This window comes from Paenibacillus sp. Paensp111 (assembly GCF_059492195.1).
Genome location: NZ_CP168527.1, coordinates 873,724 through 892,504, shown reverse-complemented (window position 1 = coordinate 892,504; position 18,781 = coordinate 873,724). Strand labels below are relative to the sequence as shown.

Annotated in this window: 8 protein-coding genes; 2 read left to right on the top strand and 6 right to left on the bottom strand. The window is 48.7% G+C overall.

Annotated features, from left to right (window positions below; translation table 11 throughout):
• Positions 1-213 precede the first annotated feature (213 nt).
• Both ACEN86_RS04105 and ACEN86_RS04100 read left to right on the top strand, forming a co-directional pair.
• Positions 214-1,515, top strand: a complete 1,302-nt coding sequence (locus ACEN86_RS04105) for a phytoene desaturase family protein (RefSeq protein WP_495633092.1) — start codon at positions 214-216, stop codon at positions 1,513-1,515.
• Positions 1,516-1,521: 6 nt separating this feature from the next.
• Positions 1,522-2,439, top strand: a complete 918-nt coding sequence (locus ACEN86_RS04100) for an RNA polymerase sigma-70 factor (protein WP_495633091.1) — start codon at positions 1,522-1,524, stop codon at positions 2,437-2,439.
• Positions 2,440-2,606: 167 nt separating this feature from the next.
• Here the strand turns inward: ACEN86_RS04100 and ACEN86_RS04095 are convergent, their stop codons facing one another.
• From ACEN86_RS04095 to ACEN86_RS04070, 6 genes are all read right to left on the bottom strand, one after another.
• Entirely contained in the window at positions 2,607-3,794 is a 1,188-nt protein-coding gene (locus tag ACEN86_RS04095; RefSeq protein WP_495633090.1) for an MFS transporter, read from the bottom strand.
• A gap of 206 nt (positions 3,795-4,000) precedes the next feature.
• Positions 4,001-11,578: a pullulanase gene (locus ACEN86_RS04090; RefSeq protein WP_495633089.1), complete on the bottom strand. Its 7,578-nt coding sequence runs from the start codon at positions 11,576-11,578 to the stop codon at positions 4,001-4,003.
• A gap of 638 nt (positions 11,579-12,216) precedes the next feature.
• Positions 12,217-16,566 carry an S-layer homology domain-containing protein gene (locus ACEN86_RS04085; RefSeq protein WP_495633088.1) on the bottom strand — a complete coding sequence of 1,450 codons (4,350 nt, stop codon included), beginning with the start codon at positions 16,564-16,566 and terminating at the stop codon, positions 12,217-12,219.
• A gap of 345 nt (positions 16,567-16,911) precedes the next feature.
• Entirely contained in the window at positions 16,912-17,199 is a 288-nt protein-coding gene (locus ACEN86_RS04080; protein WP_495633087.1) for a hypothetical protein, read from the bottom strand.
• Between the two features lie 44 nt (positions 17,200-17,243).
• On the bottom strand, positions 17,244-17,414 hold the full coding sequence (locus tag ACEN86_RS04075; RefSeq protein WP_495633086.1) for a DUF3934 family protein: 171 nt from the start codon (positions 17,412-17,414) through the stop codon (positions 17,244-17,246).
• Positions 17,415-17,740: 326 nt separating this feature from the next.
• Positions 17,741-18,595 carry a manganese catalase gene (locus tag ACEN86_RS04070; protein ID WP_495633085.1) on the bottom strand — a complete coding sequence of 285 codons (855 nt, stop codon included), beginning with the start codon at positions 18,593-18,595 and terminating at the stop codon, positions 17,741-17,743.
• Positions 18,596-18,781 lie beyond the last annotated feature (186 nt).

Here is an 18,781-nt window from a genome sequence, read left to right as displayed (position 1 = left end):
TTGATATATCGGTTAAGGAATAGCTACTTTTAATCCATAAATTATGGTATTGCTCCATATCTCTCCTGATGTTCTGAGCTAATTAATTCGATATAGGACATGTTATTCCTGTTCCGAACATAAAAAATGGTACTCCCGACTGAAACCTGTCACAAAACTGCATTCTGTTTCGCCTTATGTATGATTGGTAAAAACGGAGGAGGATGAACACGAATGGATAGATATGATACAGCTGTAGTTGGCGGGGGACTAGCCGGATTCATCGCTGCGATTCAATTGGCCAAGGCCGGGCAGGCTGTAGCCCTGATCGAGAAGTCGGGACGCTGGGGAGGAAGGGCTATCACGAACAAGAAGAATGAGATCTACCTCAATCTGGGCGGGCATGCGCTGTATCAAGCCGGGCCAGCTTACTCCATCCTGAAGGAGCTTGGGGTAAATCTTGAAGGCGGCAAGCCGGCTTCCCATATCCATACGATATGGAATAATCAGTCTCTCCCTTTGCTTGCAGGCCCGGCAAGCCTTCTGTCTCCCAAGCTTCTCACCTGGGCAGCTAAAGTTAATTTCATAAGGCTCATGATGAAGATCAAGCTGCTTAACCCGAATCAGATCGAAGCGGGCAGCGTAAGAGCCTGGGCGGAGACTGAGATCAAAGACCCGATGGTCAGGCATATCTTCTATGCCTTATGCAGGACCTCAACCTATACGCATGCCCCGGATCATCAGCTCGCCGGGCCTGCCCTGGCCCAGATTCAGCGTTCGCTGCAAGGTGTCCTCTACCTGAATAAAGGTTGGCAGACAATCATAGATCAGCTTAAAGTCAAGGCAGAGCAAGCAGGAGTTCGGCTGGTCAGCGGCAAATCTGTAACAGAGATCATTCACGAACAAGGCAAGATCTGCAGGGTGGTTATGGAAGGCGGGGACTTGCTGGAAGTCTCCCATGTTATCAGTACGGCTTCACCGTCAGAGTTATATAAGCTTGTACAGGGGGCGGAACAGACCGAATTGAAGCGCTGGAAAGAAGCCGCCCGCCCCTCCATGGCCGCCTGTCTGGACGTCGGACTGAGGAAGCTCCCGGTTCCGGGGCGGGAGTTCTCGATTGGACTGGATCAGCCCATCTTCTTCTCCCATCACACCGCCCATGCCACCTTGAGTGAGGACGGGACAAAGGTTGTGCATATTGTAAAATACCGCGGCCACGAAGAAAACCATCCAGAGGAGGATGAAAGGCAGCTGATTGAGGCGATGAGCCTCATTCAACCCGGCTGGGAACGAGAAGTGGTTACGCAGAGGTTCCTGCCGAGAATGACCGTGACCCATAACTATCTGCACGTGGGGCAGCCGGGAAGCTTCGCAGGACCCTCTGTCCCGGAAATCCAGGGCCTATTCATAGCAGGTGACTGGGTAAGTCAAGGCGAGATGCTTGCTGATGCGTCTGTCGTCAGCGCCGTACGTGCTGCACAGGCCATACTGAAACAACCACAGCGTGAACAATTGATCCTATCAACCAGGAGGTGAACCCTATTGGAATTGGCTGGAACTGCGGAAGAATACAGCACGTATAGACCGCTGCTCTTCTCCTTGGCCTATCGGATGCTGGGGAGTGTGGTAGAAGCAGAGGATATCGTGCAGGAAGCTTTTCTGTATGTCAACGAGACGAGGCCGGATCATATCTTAAATCCGAAAGCTTATTTATGCAAAATTGTCACTCACCGCTGCATCGATCATCTGCGCTCTGCGAGCAAGCAGCGTGAAGTCTATGTCGGGCCGTGGCTGCCCGAGCCGCTCGTGATGAATGAGGATCCCCGCAAAGGACCCGATGAACTTTATTCCCACAAGGAGTCGCTCTCGACAGCCTACCTGCTTCTGCTGCAGCAGCTGTCCTGGACCGAAAGAGCTGTGTTCCTGCTCAGGGAGGTGCTCGAGTATGAGTACAAAGAGATTGCCGACATTGTCGGGAAGAGCAGTACGAACTGCCGGCAGATCTTTCGCCGGGCCAAGAATGCCCTGACCGGTGTTCCAAGTCCCGATGCGAACCCCGGACTGGAGTCTTCACGGATGACGCCTGCTGCCGAAGAGCCAGCTCTAGGCGCTGTTGAACAGTTCGTTCAGGCTCTACTCACTGGAGATGTGAACAGGCTGCTGAACATCATCAAGACCGATGCCACTCTGTACTCGGATGGAGGCGGTAAAGTCAACGCGGCAGTGCGTCCAATACTTGGTGCGGAGCGGATTGCCATGTTCTTCTCCAAGCTGCTGGCTAAAACCCTGGAGGGATTTAGCTATTCCGTCACAACCGTGAACGGAGATACCGGAATTGTAAGCTATACGAACGGCGAGCCGCTCAATGTGGTTACATTCCAGGTCCAGGAAGGACAGATTTCCAGCATTTATCTCGTAGTGAATCCTGATAAATTAAGGCATATCCCGGTGCTGGATTAGGTGCCTATTCCCTCGTCTCTGCTGATAATTGATTATAATAATTCCGTATGAGTTAACAGAAAAAGAGCCCCCCTGTGAAATGGTTGACGTCCTTCCATTTTGCCTGGGAGAGGCTCTTTGCTGTTTAAATAGGATTACGCCCTCATATTCGGATTTCTTCGACTCGGTTAGGCATCCACCTCGGCTTTGGGTTCCCGCTTGAACCAGATCCCCAGTACCGCAAAGATCAGAAATACCGCTCCAAGGAAGATGAAGACACTGTTGACCGAGACATACCTCATCCCGTAGCCCCCGAACACAGGTCCAAGTACACTCCCGATGCTGTAGTGCACCGAGGCGATGACCCCCGTTGCCGGCAGAATGGCCTTCGGTACAATATCGGCAGCATAGGACATTCCGAGTGAATAGAAGGAGCCTACAATTCCGCCCGCCAGAGCGAACAAGAGGAACAGAATTAGCGTATGGTCCCCGGCAGTAGGGATCAGTAGGAACAGTACGGCTCCAAGGAATGCACAGGTCATCAGCACCGGCTTGCGTCCAATCCGGTCACTCCATACCCCCAGCGGAAGCTGCAGGATAATGCTGCCAATCCCAAAGGTCAGCAGCAGCAGGGAGATCCACTGCTTCTCAAGGTCGATTCTTAGGCCATACAGCGGGAAGCTGCTGTTCATGGAGGCTTCCATAACCCCATAGAGCAGCGGCGGAATCAGTGCGAACCAGGCGAGCCGGTAAGAGCGGACGAAACGGTTCTGGGCGGCTTCGCTTGCGCTGGCTTGCTCCGGCATTTCATTCGGGATGCGAAGCATGAGAAGCAGAATCACAGCGAACAGGCCTCCCGAGATAAGGAACGGCATAGCTTCGCCGAAAGGCAGCAGATTGATGCCAAGCGGCCCGATGCTGAAGCCAATCCCGTAGGCCATGCCATACAGCGAGAAGAATCGTCCCCGCTTGTCCGCAGGGCTGCTGCTCAGAATCCACTGCTGGGTGGCGAAGTGAAGTGAGCTGTCCCCTACGCCGACAATCAGGCGCAGGGCGAACCATAAGATCAGGGATGAGCTGACCGGGAATAGCAGTGAGGAGCCGGTTACCAGGATCAGACCGGCAACAATTACACTTTTATATCCAAATTTCACAACCGGCTTCTCTACAAAGAACATGGTACAGAAGATCCCAATATATAACGCTGCGGCATTCATACCGTTCATATCAGATGATACGCCGTGACGCTCCAGCAGAATAGAGAGCAAAGGCAGCAGCAGGCCCTGACTGGCACCTGAGACAATAACGACAAGCAGAAGGACGATGAGACGGTAATTCGACGACACCGGCTTCGGCGTAGAGATGGAAGACAACAAGACAAGAGCTCCTTTATGATATGGATTCTATAGTTCGTTCCATATAGCAGTGTGTAAGTTAACTTCGGCAGAGCCATTTGTTCATACCATCCCTTAGTTTACCCGCAGTGTCATTTTGCCGTAAAGCGCAGTGCTGGAACGCTTTAATGTGAATATATAAAAAAACCGGCACTCTTCCTAAGAAGAGTGCCGGTTCATTCCATCATTTACTTCGCAAGCAGCTTGTAGATGACTTGTGCGCTTTCCGCACGAGTCATGAAGCCTTGCGGATCAAACTGGTGATTCTCCTTGCCCTGTACCAGTTCAAGGCTTGCAGCAGCATTTACATAAGCAGCTGCCCATGAACTGATCTTGGTAGCGTCGGCGAAGGCGCCTGCGCTTACAGCCGCATCTACCTTCTTCCCTTGCTTCACTTCAAGTGCACGAATGAGCATAACGGCCATTTCTTCACGGCTGATGGTCTCATTCGGTGCAAAAGTATCCTTGCTGCGCCCGGTTACAATGCCTGCCTTAACCGCTGCGTCTACGTAGGAAGCATACCATGCTCCCGCTTTCACATCGGCAAAAGCCGCATGATCTCCAGCCTGGAGGCCCAAAGCGCGTGCCAGAAGTGCTGTGAATTCAGCCCGGCTGACGTTGCTGTTCGGCTGATACTTCGTATCTGTTACTCCAGTTACAATCTGCTTCGCAGTCAGCGATTTAATCGCCGCAGATGCCCAGTGTGATGCAGGAACATCGGCGAAGGATTTATCGATTTCAAGCGCTGCATATTTACTGAAATGCTTAACCTGTGCGGTTAGTACATCTCCGTTCAATACTCCGCCTACATATTCAAGAGTACCGTTATCTGCCAAATAGTATACCCCGATTAGATCTTTGTTCGGGTTCCCTTTGAGCTTGAAGGAGACGATAATCGGCTCTTGGAACGTAGTTACCGGAATACTTGTTCCGTCCTTTTTGATGATGCTAAGTTTGAATTCATAGACATCGGAGGCTGGCGCAACCTTGGCCCCCTTCTTCTGTAATCCGCCCACTGTAGTATTGGCCGAGCTGCTTTCCAGCGGATTTGCCTCAAATCTAATTTGAGATTCATCTGCTTCTGCAGCGGAGACCATACCCTGAATCGTGTTCAGCACTTCGTTTGGAAGAGTCACGTCCAGGCTGCCTAATTTGATAGTAAGATCGTTCGTTCCAAGTGCCTTGGCAGCTTGAGCCGGTAGAAGCACCGATTTCTTGCCTTGAGCGATTTGAACCTCAACCTTGCCATCTTTGCCATTCTTCAGACTGGACTCATTAACTACCTGAGAATCATCGGAAGGCGTTGTTGGTACAGTAGGGTCAGTTGGTCCTGGATTACCCGGTGTTGACGTTGGAGCTACGGCAATAATCACTGTGCCTCCGTTGTCTCTTCCTGGTACGCTAACCGTAATTTTGTGATCCGCAGTTACGGAATAGGTCTTGCCGCTATATTCATCTTGAACCAGAGCATTAGCTGCAAATGGTACTGTAAATGTTGCTGTTGCTACTGTGGTATTCGTATTAATAACCGTTACTACATCTTCATTGCCATAATGCTTGTTGAATGCCAGATAACCGAGCTCATCGGTTCCTGCAAGCTTCGTGCGTGTTCCTTTGGAGAAGACTTTGGAATACTTGGCACGAATATTCAGCAGCTTCTGATAATGATCGTGAAGCGCTTGTTCTGTGGTCAGCTTATCCCAAGGCATGTCGCTACGGTTCTGGCTGAACTCGCCTTTGGACATGTCGCCTTCCTTCTTACCGGAGTTCCCAAGTTCTTCGCCATAGTAGATCACCGGCTGTCCCTTGGCCGTAATTTGAAGGGCTGCTGCAACCTTAAGCTTGCCTTTATCCCCGCCTACATATTCAGTCAGGAATCCGTTCTCATCGTGGCTGCTCAAGAACTGAGCCATCGTCTTGGTGTTATCGAGCTTGGATTCGCGGTCCTGCATGTACGCGTCGGTGTCATTGATTTTTCCGTTAGCAAAATTCTTGGCTGCATCCTTGAATCCGAAATCCAGCAGTCCATCCATTTGCCCGGTTTGGAGCATATCGCCGTTATTATCGATCGTCCCTCCGAAATATTCGCCAACCATTTTGAACTTCGGATCGATGGTAGTCAGTGCATTCTTGAATGCTTTCCATGTTGTACCGTCAACGTGCTTAACCGTATCCACACGGAAATAGTCAATCGTATCGCCGCGATCCGTACGTGCGTTGTTCAGCCAGCCTGACTGCCAAGCCACGACTTTGTCACGGACTGCTGGATCTTCTGTCTTGAAGTCCGGCAGGTAGGCAAGTTCGCCTTTGACAGGGTCCGTATCTGCGGATACGCCGTCCGTACGAAGCATACCCTTAAACCGGTCCTTATCTGCCGCTGTGATTGTCGGATAATCATCATCCTCTTTCACGCCATAGCCTGCATGGTTCAGCACTACGTCCACCATGATCTTGATGCCTCTGTCATGCGCCTTGTTAATCAGCTCCTTGAAGGTAGCCATATCGCCAAGGTGCTCGTCAAGCTGGGTGAAATCTTTGGCCCAATATCCATGGTATCCATACTGCTTGGCGCCAAAGTCGGCCCCTTTGTTGAAGTCAATGTTATCTACAATAGGGGTAATCCACAGGGTGTTGATGCCCAGCTTCTGGATATAATCCAGATTATCAATCATTCCGCGGAAGTCTCCACCGTGATAAGCCTCAGGATGAGTCTTATCCACGTTGTAATCGTTCGACAGATCTCCATCTTTGAAGCGGTCTGTTAATGCAAAGTAAATTCGGGCCTCATCCCAATCAAAATCAAGCTTGTCGCCCGTATACGTTCTGGCTTTCACTTCGATTGTCGTATTTCCCTTATGCGTATTGCCATACTGATCCACAAGTGTGATCGGAATCGTCTTGATTCCAGCAGCCACGGTGTCCTTCACCGCAATGGTCTGCTTCATCAGTGCCGTATCCAGCTTCACTTGGCTAGGACCGCCAAGCGCAGTCAGATCCAAAGTACCTTCACGGTAGCTCACGCCATCGATATTCGCATCAGCTTTTACCGTAAGAACTGCATTTTGGTTCGGGGTTATAGCTGCCGGATTCACGGATGCTGTAACCTTAACCGTCGGATTATGATAGACCAGTACGGACTGGCCATCTACCGTATTCTTAGGGTCATTCACTTCAGTTGTGTTACCGTCCTTAGTAGTAACTAGGAAGGAATATTTGTTGTCACCATCATTTACTTTCGTCAGCTTGTAGCTGAACCACTCCTTAGCCGCATCATAGACCATCGGATACTCTGTACCATTAACCTTCACTTTGACATCTGTAATGTCAGTCATAGCATCCTTCTGGTACAGCGCATCATCCCGATATACGAATGTAATGGCTCCGTCTTTCATCACAGGCCCTGTATTGCTAGGCTTGATATCAAGCTCTCGGACCATGCTGGTTACGTTGACTTTGGTGAACACTTCACCCGGTGTCAGCGGAATAGTACGGTCATCAGGGAAATCCTGCTTGGCTGTATTCCAGTCAGTTCCTTTGCGGAGCACAAATCCAACGTTAGTCGCATTAGGTGCTACTTCAATAAGAACACTGGCCTTACCATCTTTGAATGTGGTGAAATCGATCTGGTCGTTCTTAACGCCCGTGTTCCACACCCAGAGATTCCAACCGGTATAGTCCTTATCTGCTCTTGTATACGTCAGTTGCACATAGCGTTTCGGATTAACAAAAACAGTAACCGTCTTCGATTTGCCGCCATAAGAAATCGTGATCGTTGCTGTACCCAGGCCAGTGGCTTTAACCAGGCCTTTGCTTGTAACCGTAGCTACTTCCGGTTTGTCGGATACGTAAGTAGCAGATCCTGTCACCGTAGCTTTGCTGCCATCGTCATACTTCGCCACTACAGCAGTCTGATGGGTGCCGCCAACCTGCAGTGAATAGTTTAGGCTGTCAGGCACCAGAGAAGTGAGCTTTGCCGCAGCTGCATCCTGCTTGATAATAACTGCCGTAAGCGGATCCAGTGTAATGGAATTCGCAGTGAGTTTGAAGCCGGATTGTTGCTCAGCCGGAATCTCCTTAACTCCTGCCTGGTCGTTATCTACCAGCACGACTCCATTGGTCAAGTCCTCACTAAGGGTAAGGGTTCTTGAAGTGCTGTCTCCATTCATGAACACATAATAATTGCCTGTTCCATCGGTTGATTTATTCTTATAACCGATAACCAGATCGTTCGCCTGAATTTCCTTTGCAGGAATCAGCGTAACATTGGAATCTACCAGCAGTTTGTCACCCAGTCTGAAAGCATCCGTTGACTTCCTAAGCTCGATTAGACCCGAAGTGAATTTCTGGGTGGTAGTCTGAACCGGGAAGTTCGTCTCATCGGTCGCTTTAGCCCAGTCAAACATATTGATCGCATCCGATGAGTCATACGAGTCATGGATGAAATAGCCGAACGTATTGCCGTCTTTATCTTTTAATACGGTAGTTCTACCCTTATCCTCAGGTTCGCCTGGGGCCTTCCACTGCTTGGTGCGGCCATACTCCTGACCTGCATGAATAAAGGCAGTACCTTGGGAGGTAAGCTCCAGCATATTCCCGAGTCTGATTCTCTTCTGGATTTCAAGCTCGTTCTCCGGAACGGATGGGTCCTTCTTGATCGACTGCGCAATAACATCGTGCAGCGTCAAGTTGTCATGGGCTTCAATATAAGGAACGATGTCGCCCGGATCGTCACCCGGAATATTTGAAGGTTCACCTTTGATATTGTTAAAAATTGTGCTGATCGAACGAGCACCGCCCGTAATAAATCTCGGTTGGCCCTCTGAGCCATAGCCTGATTTCAGTTCATTTCGGAATTCATCGGAGAATACGCCAACGTTATCCGTCTTGTTCATCCAATCCTGATCAGCGCCCATCCCTGCAAGAGCTGGTTCTGCTATATTCCCGCCAAATGTTCTCCATCCTTCACCGATGAAGAGGGCTTTTGGGTTAATCTCGGCAGCTGCATCGTAGGCGTGCTGCACAGCCTCTGCTGTTGCATCACCCATCATATCCCAGCGCATTCCATCGATCTTGTACTCCTTGAACCAGTACTTAACGGAATCCACCATTAGCTTCTCTGCCATCTTATGGTTGGTAGCGAGATTGTTGGAGAACCCGCCAATAAAGTTCCCGCTTGCATCGATAAAATGATAGTAATTAGGCACAATATCGTTCAAAAATTCTTTCTTGGCCATATGCGTATACACCACGTCCAGAACGACACCCATTCCGGCTTTATGCACCGCATCGATTAAGCCTTTCAACTCTTTAATTCTCAATTCAGGATCTTTAGGATCCTGAGAGTACGCTCCATCCGGAGAGAAATAGTTCTGAGGGTCATATCCCCAGTTATATTCGTTGTCCTTGTCAGAATAAGTAGTCTCTCTAGTTCCCATTTTGTTCTCGTCCCCATAATACCAAGCCATTACAGGAAGAAGCTGAATATGGGTAACTCCAAGCGATTTGAGGTAATCGAGTTTCTTCTCAAATGCTTTGTAGGAACCCCATCTTTCGCCCGAAAGGCTGTCTTCAATCGTAGGATCCGAAGTAAAGTCACGAATATGAACTTCATAGATGACTGCATCTTCGCGCTTCTCGTAACCTTGGATATTCGCATAGCCAAATGAATCGGGATTTGTCTGACTGAGGTCCACAATGGCCGCCTTACCTACTGTATCTCCATCAGCACCCGCATTGCCTTTAGTATCGACGGTGAATACAGCCATGGATTTCACATAAGGATCAAGCACTTTTTTGGTTACACCATTGTTCGTAACTTCATATTGATAATAATATCCGCGGACATCGGTGATTCCTCCACCAAGGTCCGAAGGAGTCAGTTCAGTTGACCAAACTCCATGCTCACCTTGGGTCAGGTCCAGGCTCTTAACTAGAACAGCGGAATCGCTCTTGTCGTATACATCGACAGCAACCTTGCTGGCCTTGGGAGCCCATAGCTTCAGGGTAGCCGACTTGTCAGTTGCATGGTAAGTAGCCCCCAGATCATCGCCAGTATAATTGTAATCTTCGTCAAGCAATCTCCAGTCGCTGGAAGTCGATACCGTCTTCCCGGAGTACTCAATGCTCAGTGGAGCTTGATCCAGAGTAAACGCATCCGTATCTACATCAACTGAGGTTTTACTTGAAATAGTTACATTCTTCACGGCAATGTCGTTGCCGTCTTTATCTTTTACTTTGATTCCAGTCTTCAGTTCTGCTGCATCAAGCCCATCCGTTAACGTAAAGTTGAGGGCAATCTTGGTTGTAGAAGCTAATCCTGCAGATACAAGACCAATCGGAGCCTCGCCAAAAGGAGATACGTAGACGTTATTATCGCCTTCTTTGATCCACAGTTGGTTGTAGCGGTCAAGGAGGGTAAAGGCTTTGTCTCCTCCGTCCTTATCGCTGTCTGGAGCATCCTTAATCGGCTTAACTACAACCATTTTAATTTTTTTAGCGTTTTCCTTAAGAGGGATATCAAGATATGCCCCGAATCGGTCAGTCTGGGTTGATATGAAAGGAACAGCATCGCTGGCCCAAGTACCCGGAAGGTTCGCTACATCATCCGCTAGCCAGAGACCGTAATCACTTTGTTTATTATCTGCTCTCATATAGTGAATGCGGACCGTGTTCGCTGAAAGCGTGACCGGTTCGTATGGAGTGACCGTGTTGGAGCCTTCCTTGATCCAAATTTCATTTGTTTCAGGTGTGCTGACAAGGAAGGTTTTGTCTCCAGCATCCTTGGACCCATTGGAACGATTCACTACTAGGAATGATATTTTCTTCGCCCCTACCTTCACGGGAACATCAACATATGACCCGTAAGCATCAAGCTGTCCTGCTGGGAACGCAGTCGCGCCTGTTGGAAAGTTCGAAGAAGGCGACACTACATCATCCCACAACCACAGGCCTTGATTGGTATAGGTTTTGTCTGTACGTGCATAGTGAATCCGGATATTTCCGGCCGGCACGGGATTCACCTGACCAGGATCTTGAGGAGCCGTGAATTTCGCATCAGCAGCATGATCCTTGGCATTATACGTAAAGGTAACCGGTAATTTGGACGGCAGTTTTAAATCTGCAGGGGTATCCGGATAAGAATGATCGTCTGCTTCGGTAGCCCCCGGTACAAACACCTGATACTTGTAATCTCCTTGTGCAACCTCCGCAGCCGCGCTGTAGACATTGTCAAAGTCCGGGTCAGTGAGCAGAGTCTTCGCATCCGCCGGAGAAGAATTTGCAGCATCTCCCAGTGCGGTCTGCACGGTTCCTACAACACGTGGGAGCTTGTCGCCAGCTATAGGCGTATAGTAGGTGGAATCTGCGATCTTCTTGGTGTTGTCGTTGTAATAGAAAGTCACATCACTATCTTCCGTGAGTGTAATCTTAATGTTGCCATCTTGAGTAGTCCCTTGGGACTTCGTATAGTTGCCTAATCCATAGCTTTCATCCCAAGCCCCGTTTAGGGCAATCTTATATTCATACGTTCCAGCTTTCAATGAGCCTTTAAATGAATAGAGGCCATCGCCTTTACTAGTCAATTCGGTTACATTAGATGCCGGATCCCAATCTGCTGCTGAACCCAGTTTAGTCTGCAGATCTCCCACAAGCGTAACCTTGCTGGTTGCGGCTTTCACCCCTGCCGGGTACATTCCAAAACATGAGAATACAAGAGCCAAGACCATACTTACTGCAAAAGCTCTCTTTCCCCATAACGAAATCTTCATTCAGTCAAACCTCCCATATTTAAGACTCTTACGCTGTAAGCGGTTACGAAAATCAAAAACCTTCTTCAAGTTAATCCTTAACTCATCCCTGCTGCACAGCTCTTAGAATTATGGATATTGGCTTGTTAGGCCTTCGTAACTCGTTAGCCTCCTTCTTCAAAATAAAATGATGACGATTGCGCCTCATTCCCTGAATAGTCCTCTCTTCGCCCCACTGAAATATGCGCAAACGTTTGCGTAATTAAAATAAATACAAACGACTCATTAAATCCAACTTGTGCAACTTGTTTGCACAATAAAGATAAATGAAAGCGTTTGCTAAGTTTCTGTTTATAATACTAATCTTCTGGGCAAAGAGTTGTCAACCCATATTTGCTTGAACTTTCTAAGGCAGCAGGCCATAAAAATTACCGATCATCGGTCTACGCTAACGTTTGCATTAATTTGCACACTATTTTTTATAAATAAGTAATTTATTGTTAAATAAACAGGTTATAAAGTCCCACATATTACATCAAGATGCAAGTGCACTGAACAAAAAAAGAAACAGCCTGGACTCTGTATCCAGACTGTTCTTTAATCGAAGCTTCTATTACAAATTTGAGTGCAATATCGTGCTTATGATGCTGACTTTCAATTTACCTGGCCGTTGCTACAATAATATCTCGCAGTGCCCAGTGATGATCCGGAACATCCTTGAAGCCTGAATGTACCGACCCGCTTTGCGGTGTAAGGTTAAGCACCTTATTCATGATAACCACTGCTTCAGCCCGGGTAAGGGATTGATCCGGACGGAACGAATGATCCGGGTAGCCTTTGATAATACCGGCAGTTTGAACTTTCAAAATGGCCGCTTCGGCCCAGTGACCTGAAGTATCCGCAAATCCGGCACCTGCCTCAACATCGGTGCTGATCAACAAGGATACAATCTTCGCCATTTCAGCACGAGTTATAGGTCTGTCCGGGTCAAACGTACCATTCGCATAACCATGCATAAGTCCCATTTTCGTAACTTTTGAAATCGCATCTTTAGCCCAATACGTGGACTTCATGTCACGATATTCCGTATTCTCTGTATTGTCAGGATTTGAGACAACTCTCGCCAATATAGATGCAATTTCAGCACGCGTAATTTTGGCATCAGGCTTGAAGGTGCCATCGGTATAACCATTCATGTAAGCCGATTGCAGATTAACTGATGCCAGACCGTCCGCAGTGATCAGGGTGAATGTGCTGAATTTATCAACGGTAAATTTCAATCCCATACCACCATTATTATTATAAGGTACAACGGTACCTCTTAATATTTGCTTTGAGCCGTCACTGTGCTCAATAAACACCGCCAAATCCTTCAGTGCATCCTGGCTCAAGTTAAGATTATTCAATGGCAGGACCAATGTCACCTCGCGCCCTTGAAGATTTGTATCGATCGACACGGGACGCCCTACCACATTCACTACTTTGCTGCCCAATAGCTTTGTAACCATGGAGTCCTGGCGTATACGGTCTTGAATAGTTTGCTTATCTGCATCTGTTTTTGCCGGAATCAGGTTGATTACAAGATTATCTGATGCATTCTGCAGAGACGCCGCAGGGATTAGCATCTGGGCATTATTTGTTACAAGTCTTAATCCCACCTTGGCATGGTCCAGCAGACTAACAACTGCTTTGGGAAGGCTCACGCTCGTCTCGGACACTTCGTCTTTAAGGTCAGGAACAAGAATAGTGATGGAGGAGAGCCCAGCTCCTACAGTACCGCTAACAGCCCTTGTGATTTGATCTGATGTCAGATTGATTACATCTTTCTTAGTGCCATCGGCTTTCAGGACCCGTTCGATAACGAGCGTGGATATGACGTTACCCGCATTTCCACCAGCTTCCACATTGGCGGTAACATATTCCTTGTCAGAATCAGCTGGCCCTGGTGTAGATGGGGATGCAGGACCCGGATTAGGTTGAACTATCGGGGCCGCTTGGATCAAAATAGCCGGAGCACTCTCAACTTCTGCACCGATTGCAGGTACAGCAGCATTACGCGGAGTCACCGCGAAGGAGATGTACTTTCCAGCATCCTCCGCTTGCAGGATGTAGGTCCGATTCACAGCCCCTGCTATCGGAGCATGATTCGCTGTCATGGCAGAATCATCTGAGCGGTACCACTGGTAAGTGCTGCCGCTTTCTGCGTCTCCATTCACATCCTCATAAGAATAGCTTCCTGTTAAGGTCTGGCCGGCTACGGCTGTGCCAGTGACAGATACGTTGGATACAGTTGGTGCTGCCGCAGCAGGAACAACCTTGGCTGTTGCAGCACTCTCAACTGCCGCACCGGTTGTCGGTTCAGCAGCATTATTCGGGGTTACTTTGAACGAAATGTACTTGCCTATATCGTCTGGCTGCAGAGTATATGTTGTACCCGTGGCCTGTGCAATGGCCTGATGATTCAAAGTTAATGCCGCGTTATCCGAGCGATACCACTGATATGTGCTGCCAGACTCCACATCCCCGTTCACGTCGGCATAATCGTAGCTTCCGATTAGATTCTCTCCTACGGCTGGTGTCCCCGATATAGTTACTTGGGCTGCCGTTGGAGCCGTGGGTCCAGCTATAATCTTGGCTGTAGCGGCACTTTCTACATCGAACCCAGTAGTAGGTGCGACTTCATTCCGAGGGATAACCGCAAAGGAAATATACTTGCCGATATCAGCAGCCTGAAGGATATATTCCTTACTTGTGGCGTGTGGAATCGCAGTATGGTTAAGAAGATGAGCCGAATCATCTGAGCGGTACCACTGGTATGTGCTTCCGCTCTCCACATCGCCGTTCAGATCCGAATAGGAATAGCCCCCGGTTAGGGTCTGGCCCTGAACAGCAGTGCCCGCGACCGTAACATTGGCTGCTTCTGGTGCAGATGGTGCGAAAATAACTTTAGCCGTTGCAGCACTTTCAACCTCTGCTCCAGCAATTGGCGCTGTCTCCGTCTTCGGAGTTACTTCGAACGAAATATATTTGCCCACATCTTCGGCCTGCAGGGTATAGGTCTCCGCTACAGCCCCTGCTATCGGAGTATGATTCACTGTCATGTCAGCATCATCTGAGCGATACCACTGGTACGTGCTGCCGCTCTCTTCGTCTCCATTCACATCCTCATAAGAGTAGCTTCCTGTTAGAATCTGGCCGGATTCAGCCTGACCTGTAATGGAGACGTTCGCTGCCGATGGTGCTGCTGGTGCAGCTGCAATCCTGAGCGCAGCACTCTCTTTGGCGATTCCCTCAGTCGGTTCCTCCGCATTCCGCGGCGTAACTTCGAAGGAAATATATTTGCCAACATCCTCTGCCTGCAGGGTATAGGTCTCCGCTACAGCGCCTGGAATCGGAGTATGATTCTTGGTTAGAGCCGCATCGTTTGAACGGTACCACTGATAGGAAGTTCCATTCTCGGCATCCCCATTCATATCCGCATAGCTGTAAAGTCCTGTTAAGGTCTGGCCTTCAGCCGGGGTTCCGGACAGAGTTACATTCGCGGCTGTCGGAGCAGCCTTCACGATCTGAACATGGGCGGATATAGAATCCGACTCGTTTCCTGCTTTATCAATTGTTTTTGCCTCAATCTCTGTCCTTCCGGCCTTAGAGAGAGATACTGCAGTTACATAGTCGGTCCAACTGCTCCATGTTATTCCTTCATCTTCGCTTGTCCGATACTGCGATTTCAGCACACCTGCACCGGAATCGATGCCATCGCTGACTGTGAACGTAATGTTCTGATAGGAGTCCTCGCCGGGAGTATAACCAGGAGGCGCAACAAAATTTACGGTTGGTACAGTGGGGGCAGTCTTATCCATAAAGACTTCAGCCTGTGCAGCTGAAGATAAGTTCCCTGCAGCATCCACAGTTACAGCTTCAATATCGGTCTTACCTTCTGCTGTAACTGTAAGAGGTCCGCTGTAATCTGCCCAATCGCTCCATGTGCCGCCATCCATACGCGTCCGATATTGGGATTTGACGGCGCCCGTTCCCTGGTCAGCACCGTTCAGGATCGTATAAGTAACCTCCTCCTTTACAGGAGTCCCTGGCGTGTAACCAACGGGAGTGGTGAATTGAAAGGTTGGCATAGCAGGTGCGATCGTATCTACGGTAATGGTTCCACTATAAGCAGCTGAACCGGTAGCCCCGTTACCATCGTCTGCCGTAACTAAGAAATTCTTGTTCTCACCATTGCCAAGCGAGTCCACAGCTGTATTCCAGGTGAGCGTGAAATTATCCGCTGCCGGATTAGCGGCCGGCGCCGAGGTCACTGTCGCTGTCTTGGTAACGCCGCCAAGAGTTGCACTGACCGTTACATTTCCTCCATCTCCATCCGTTACTTTACCGGATATTGAGACAGAACCGCTTCCGCTATGGCCAGAAAGTATATGGCTGTCATTCGCATTAGAGAGTTCAATTCCAGGAGTATGATTCATGATGACATACGGGTCAGAGGATTGTCCCGACCCTGAAGCAATAGAAAGCGCGGATTTCAAATGAAGTGCCGGCCGGAGTGCACGTGAATTGTTGGCCGTAATCGCGGATGCCGAACCGTTCGTATTCAAATACCATACATAGAACGGACTTCTCTGCTGCGGGGTAATTAACCAGTAACGATCAGCCGGGATACCCAAATAGGGCCTGTACAGCCTGGATTCATAGTAACTGAGAAGACCGATCTTCGCATTTACACTCATACCCGCCTCATTAGTCTCATTGCCTATGTTCCAGCTTGAGTTCTGAATCCACAAATGATCAGGAAGGTTATTATAGTAAGATCCATTGAGCCAGGATGCAATATTAGCTCCATCCCCTGGATTAAACAGCTGATTATTGTTCAAATCAAATGCCCGCGTCCCATCGAGGTCTGAAGCAATTAAGTATCCGGTATCGGGATCTAGTACGATCCAGTTTTTGTTTCCATATTTCACCGTATCCCCTAAGTGAACAATTGACTTCCATGGCACGATTGTCTCACCATCCGCCGCTGCCTTGGGTAAATCAAATGAAAACACGGATACTAATAGGGTAAAGATAAGGAGTACATTCAATTTTTTAGTCTTTCGGTGCATTTTGATCTATCAATCCCTCTCATTTAGCTTGCTATACTGCTCTAGCATTATACACTTTGTGGTAACTATTGGGGTATAGTTTCTACTAACTTGCAACAAATTTCTTACAATTCTCGCGATCTCAGCCCCCCACTATCCAAAGGGCATATTGGACCAGAACTTTACATAAAGCTGAATTAGACAAAAAAATAACCCAAGCGCTGATTACGCTTGAGTTATGATTTAAAGAGGAAGCCCAGTCTAGGTTCCTTCGTATTCCTTATTCGCCGTTTCGAGCATGGATTTCCAATCAGAGAAATTGGTCTCCCGCGCAACATGGCGGTCAAACAGCTCATCCGGGATGTTATTGACATCTTCCTGGGTTTGAATCTGGAAATTCCCTTTTTCCACGAACGCTCCAAAGCTGCTGAACCCGGAATGCTTGCTCATGAACGATTCATTGAACAGCTTCTCTAGGGGCACGTTGTTCGGGTCTTCCTGCACTGTTCTTTGGCCTTGTAATTCCACCAGCAGATCATCAAATGACATTGGTTTTTGTTTTCTCAGAAAGCATCACTCCTATAAAATATGGTTTATTCGTCTTTAAGATTAACGGGAGTCTGCTCGCTGTCCCGATTCTTCGTCCCTTTACTCTTGTAAGGTTTGGGTGCGCTCTTTGCTTTGTTGGCACTAGCCTGCCACCGGTTCCAGCCCTTCTTGCCAGTTCCCCTGCCTGTTCCGCCTTTGCCTTTAGCTTTACTCAAATAATCACTCCGTTATGTTGATCTTGCCGCATTCTGTCCACACGCCGCTCCACATGCACCGTACGGGTTACTTACCACTTTATAACCAGTTTAACACATTTAGTCACTTACTATGTGGATTGACCCTAAATTGAGCATTGATAACCGATTTAAGGTTGTCTATTCCTTGCTTTAGCTCATTCCACAGATGTGGATTGAGCTAAAAATTGAGAATAGATAACCGAATTAAGGTTGTCTATTCCTTGCTTTAGCTCATTCCACAGATGTGGATGGACCCTAAAAAAGGGCTGCCGATTGGCAGCCCCCTTGGTATGGTAATTCCTCTATTACTTGCCCAGCTGTCCTTTATTCACAATATAAGGGCCTGTTCCTGGCGTGGAATGCTGATGATCCGCAGGCGGCTTCAGGTCCGGTACTCCGCCTTGGGCCTGAGGAGTGGCAACATATTCGAAATTGCCTGTCCCATCCGGCAGCGGGCCATTCGCCCAGCGTCCTGCACTGCTCGCTTCACCCTCGGAGAAGTTCAGGAATTGGCGCGTGGCCTCTTCCACCGTCTGCTCCCGCGGGAAGGAAGCCGGAGCAATAGGTCCGTCCAGCTGCTCAATCTCTTCAATGGCCGCCATCCATTGATTCTGGTGCATGATATCGCGGGAGATCATGAAGCTCAGCATATCGCGGATACCTGGATCTGTTGTTTGCTCGTAGAGCCGCACAACCTGCACAAGGCCTTGAGACTCCGCATTCAGATTGGCACGGAAATCAGCAAGCAGGTTCCCGCTCGACACGATATATTTACTGTTCCAAGGATAACCGTTGCTGTCGCTAGGCATAGCTCCCATTCCCGACACGATCGTATGCTGCGGATTCATACCGCCCAGTGCTGCCGCAATGAGAGGATCTTTTGCCATCTCATCCACTTGATCTGCCGGCGCTCCGTCCAGCAGCTGAGAGATCATGGTACACAGCATTTCCACATGGCCGATCTCCTCAGTACCGATATCAAGCAGCATGTCACGATATTTCCGGTCTGCGCGGCAGTTAAAGCCCTGGAATAGATACTGCATCATTACGGACATTTCACCAAACTGTCCCCCCAACACTTCCTGAAGCTTTCTGGCATACACCGGATCCGGCTTCTCAGGCTTGGCACGAAATTGAAGCTCTTTAATGTGAAAAAACATAAATGACTTCCTCCTTCGGTTCTAGGTTTGCGTGTGGTGTGTCTCGTCTCATCTTGTCATGTCTTGTATGGTCTTGCCTTGTCTTATCGGAATATTCTTACCCTGTACTAAATAATTCCAATCACCAGGCACACGTCCTAATCCAACAAAGTCTCTTAGCTTGAAGTGTATGCTTAGTTCAATCCG

What these genes read in the sequence shown, in the direction of transcription:
- ACEN86_RS04105 (WP_495633092.1), top strand. Translation starts at nt 214, where the DNA reads ATGGATAGATATGATACAGCTGTAGTTGGCGGGGGACTAGCCGGATTC.
- ACEN86_RS04090 (WP_495633089.1), bottom strand. Translation starts at nt 11,578, where the DNA reads ATGAAGATTTCGTTATGGGGAAAGAGAGCTTTTGCAGTAAGTATGGTC.
- ACEN86_RS04080 (WP_495633087.1), bottom strand. Translation starts at nt 17,199, where the DNA reads ATGTCATTTGATGATCTGCTGGTGGAATTACAAGGCCAAAGAACAGTG.
- ACEN86_RS04070 (WP_495633085.1), bottom strand. Translation starts at nt 18,595, where the DNA reads ATGTTTTTTCACATTAAAGAGCTTCAATTTCGTGCCAAGCCTGAGAAG.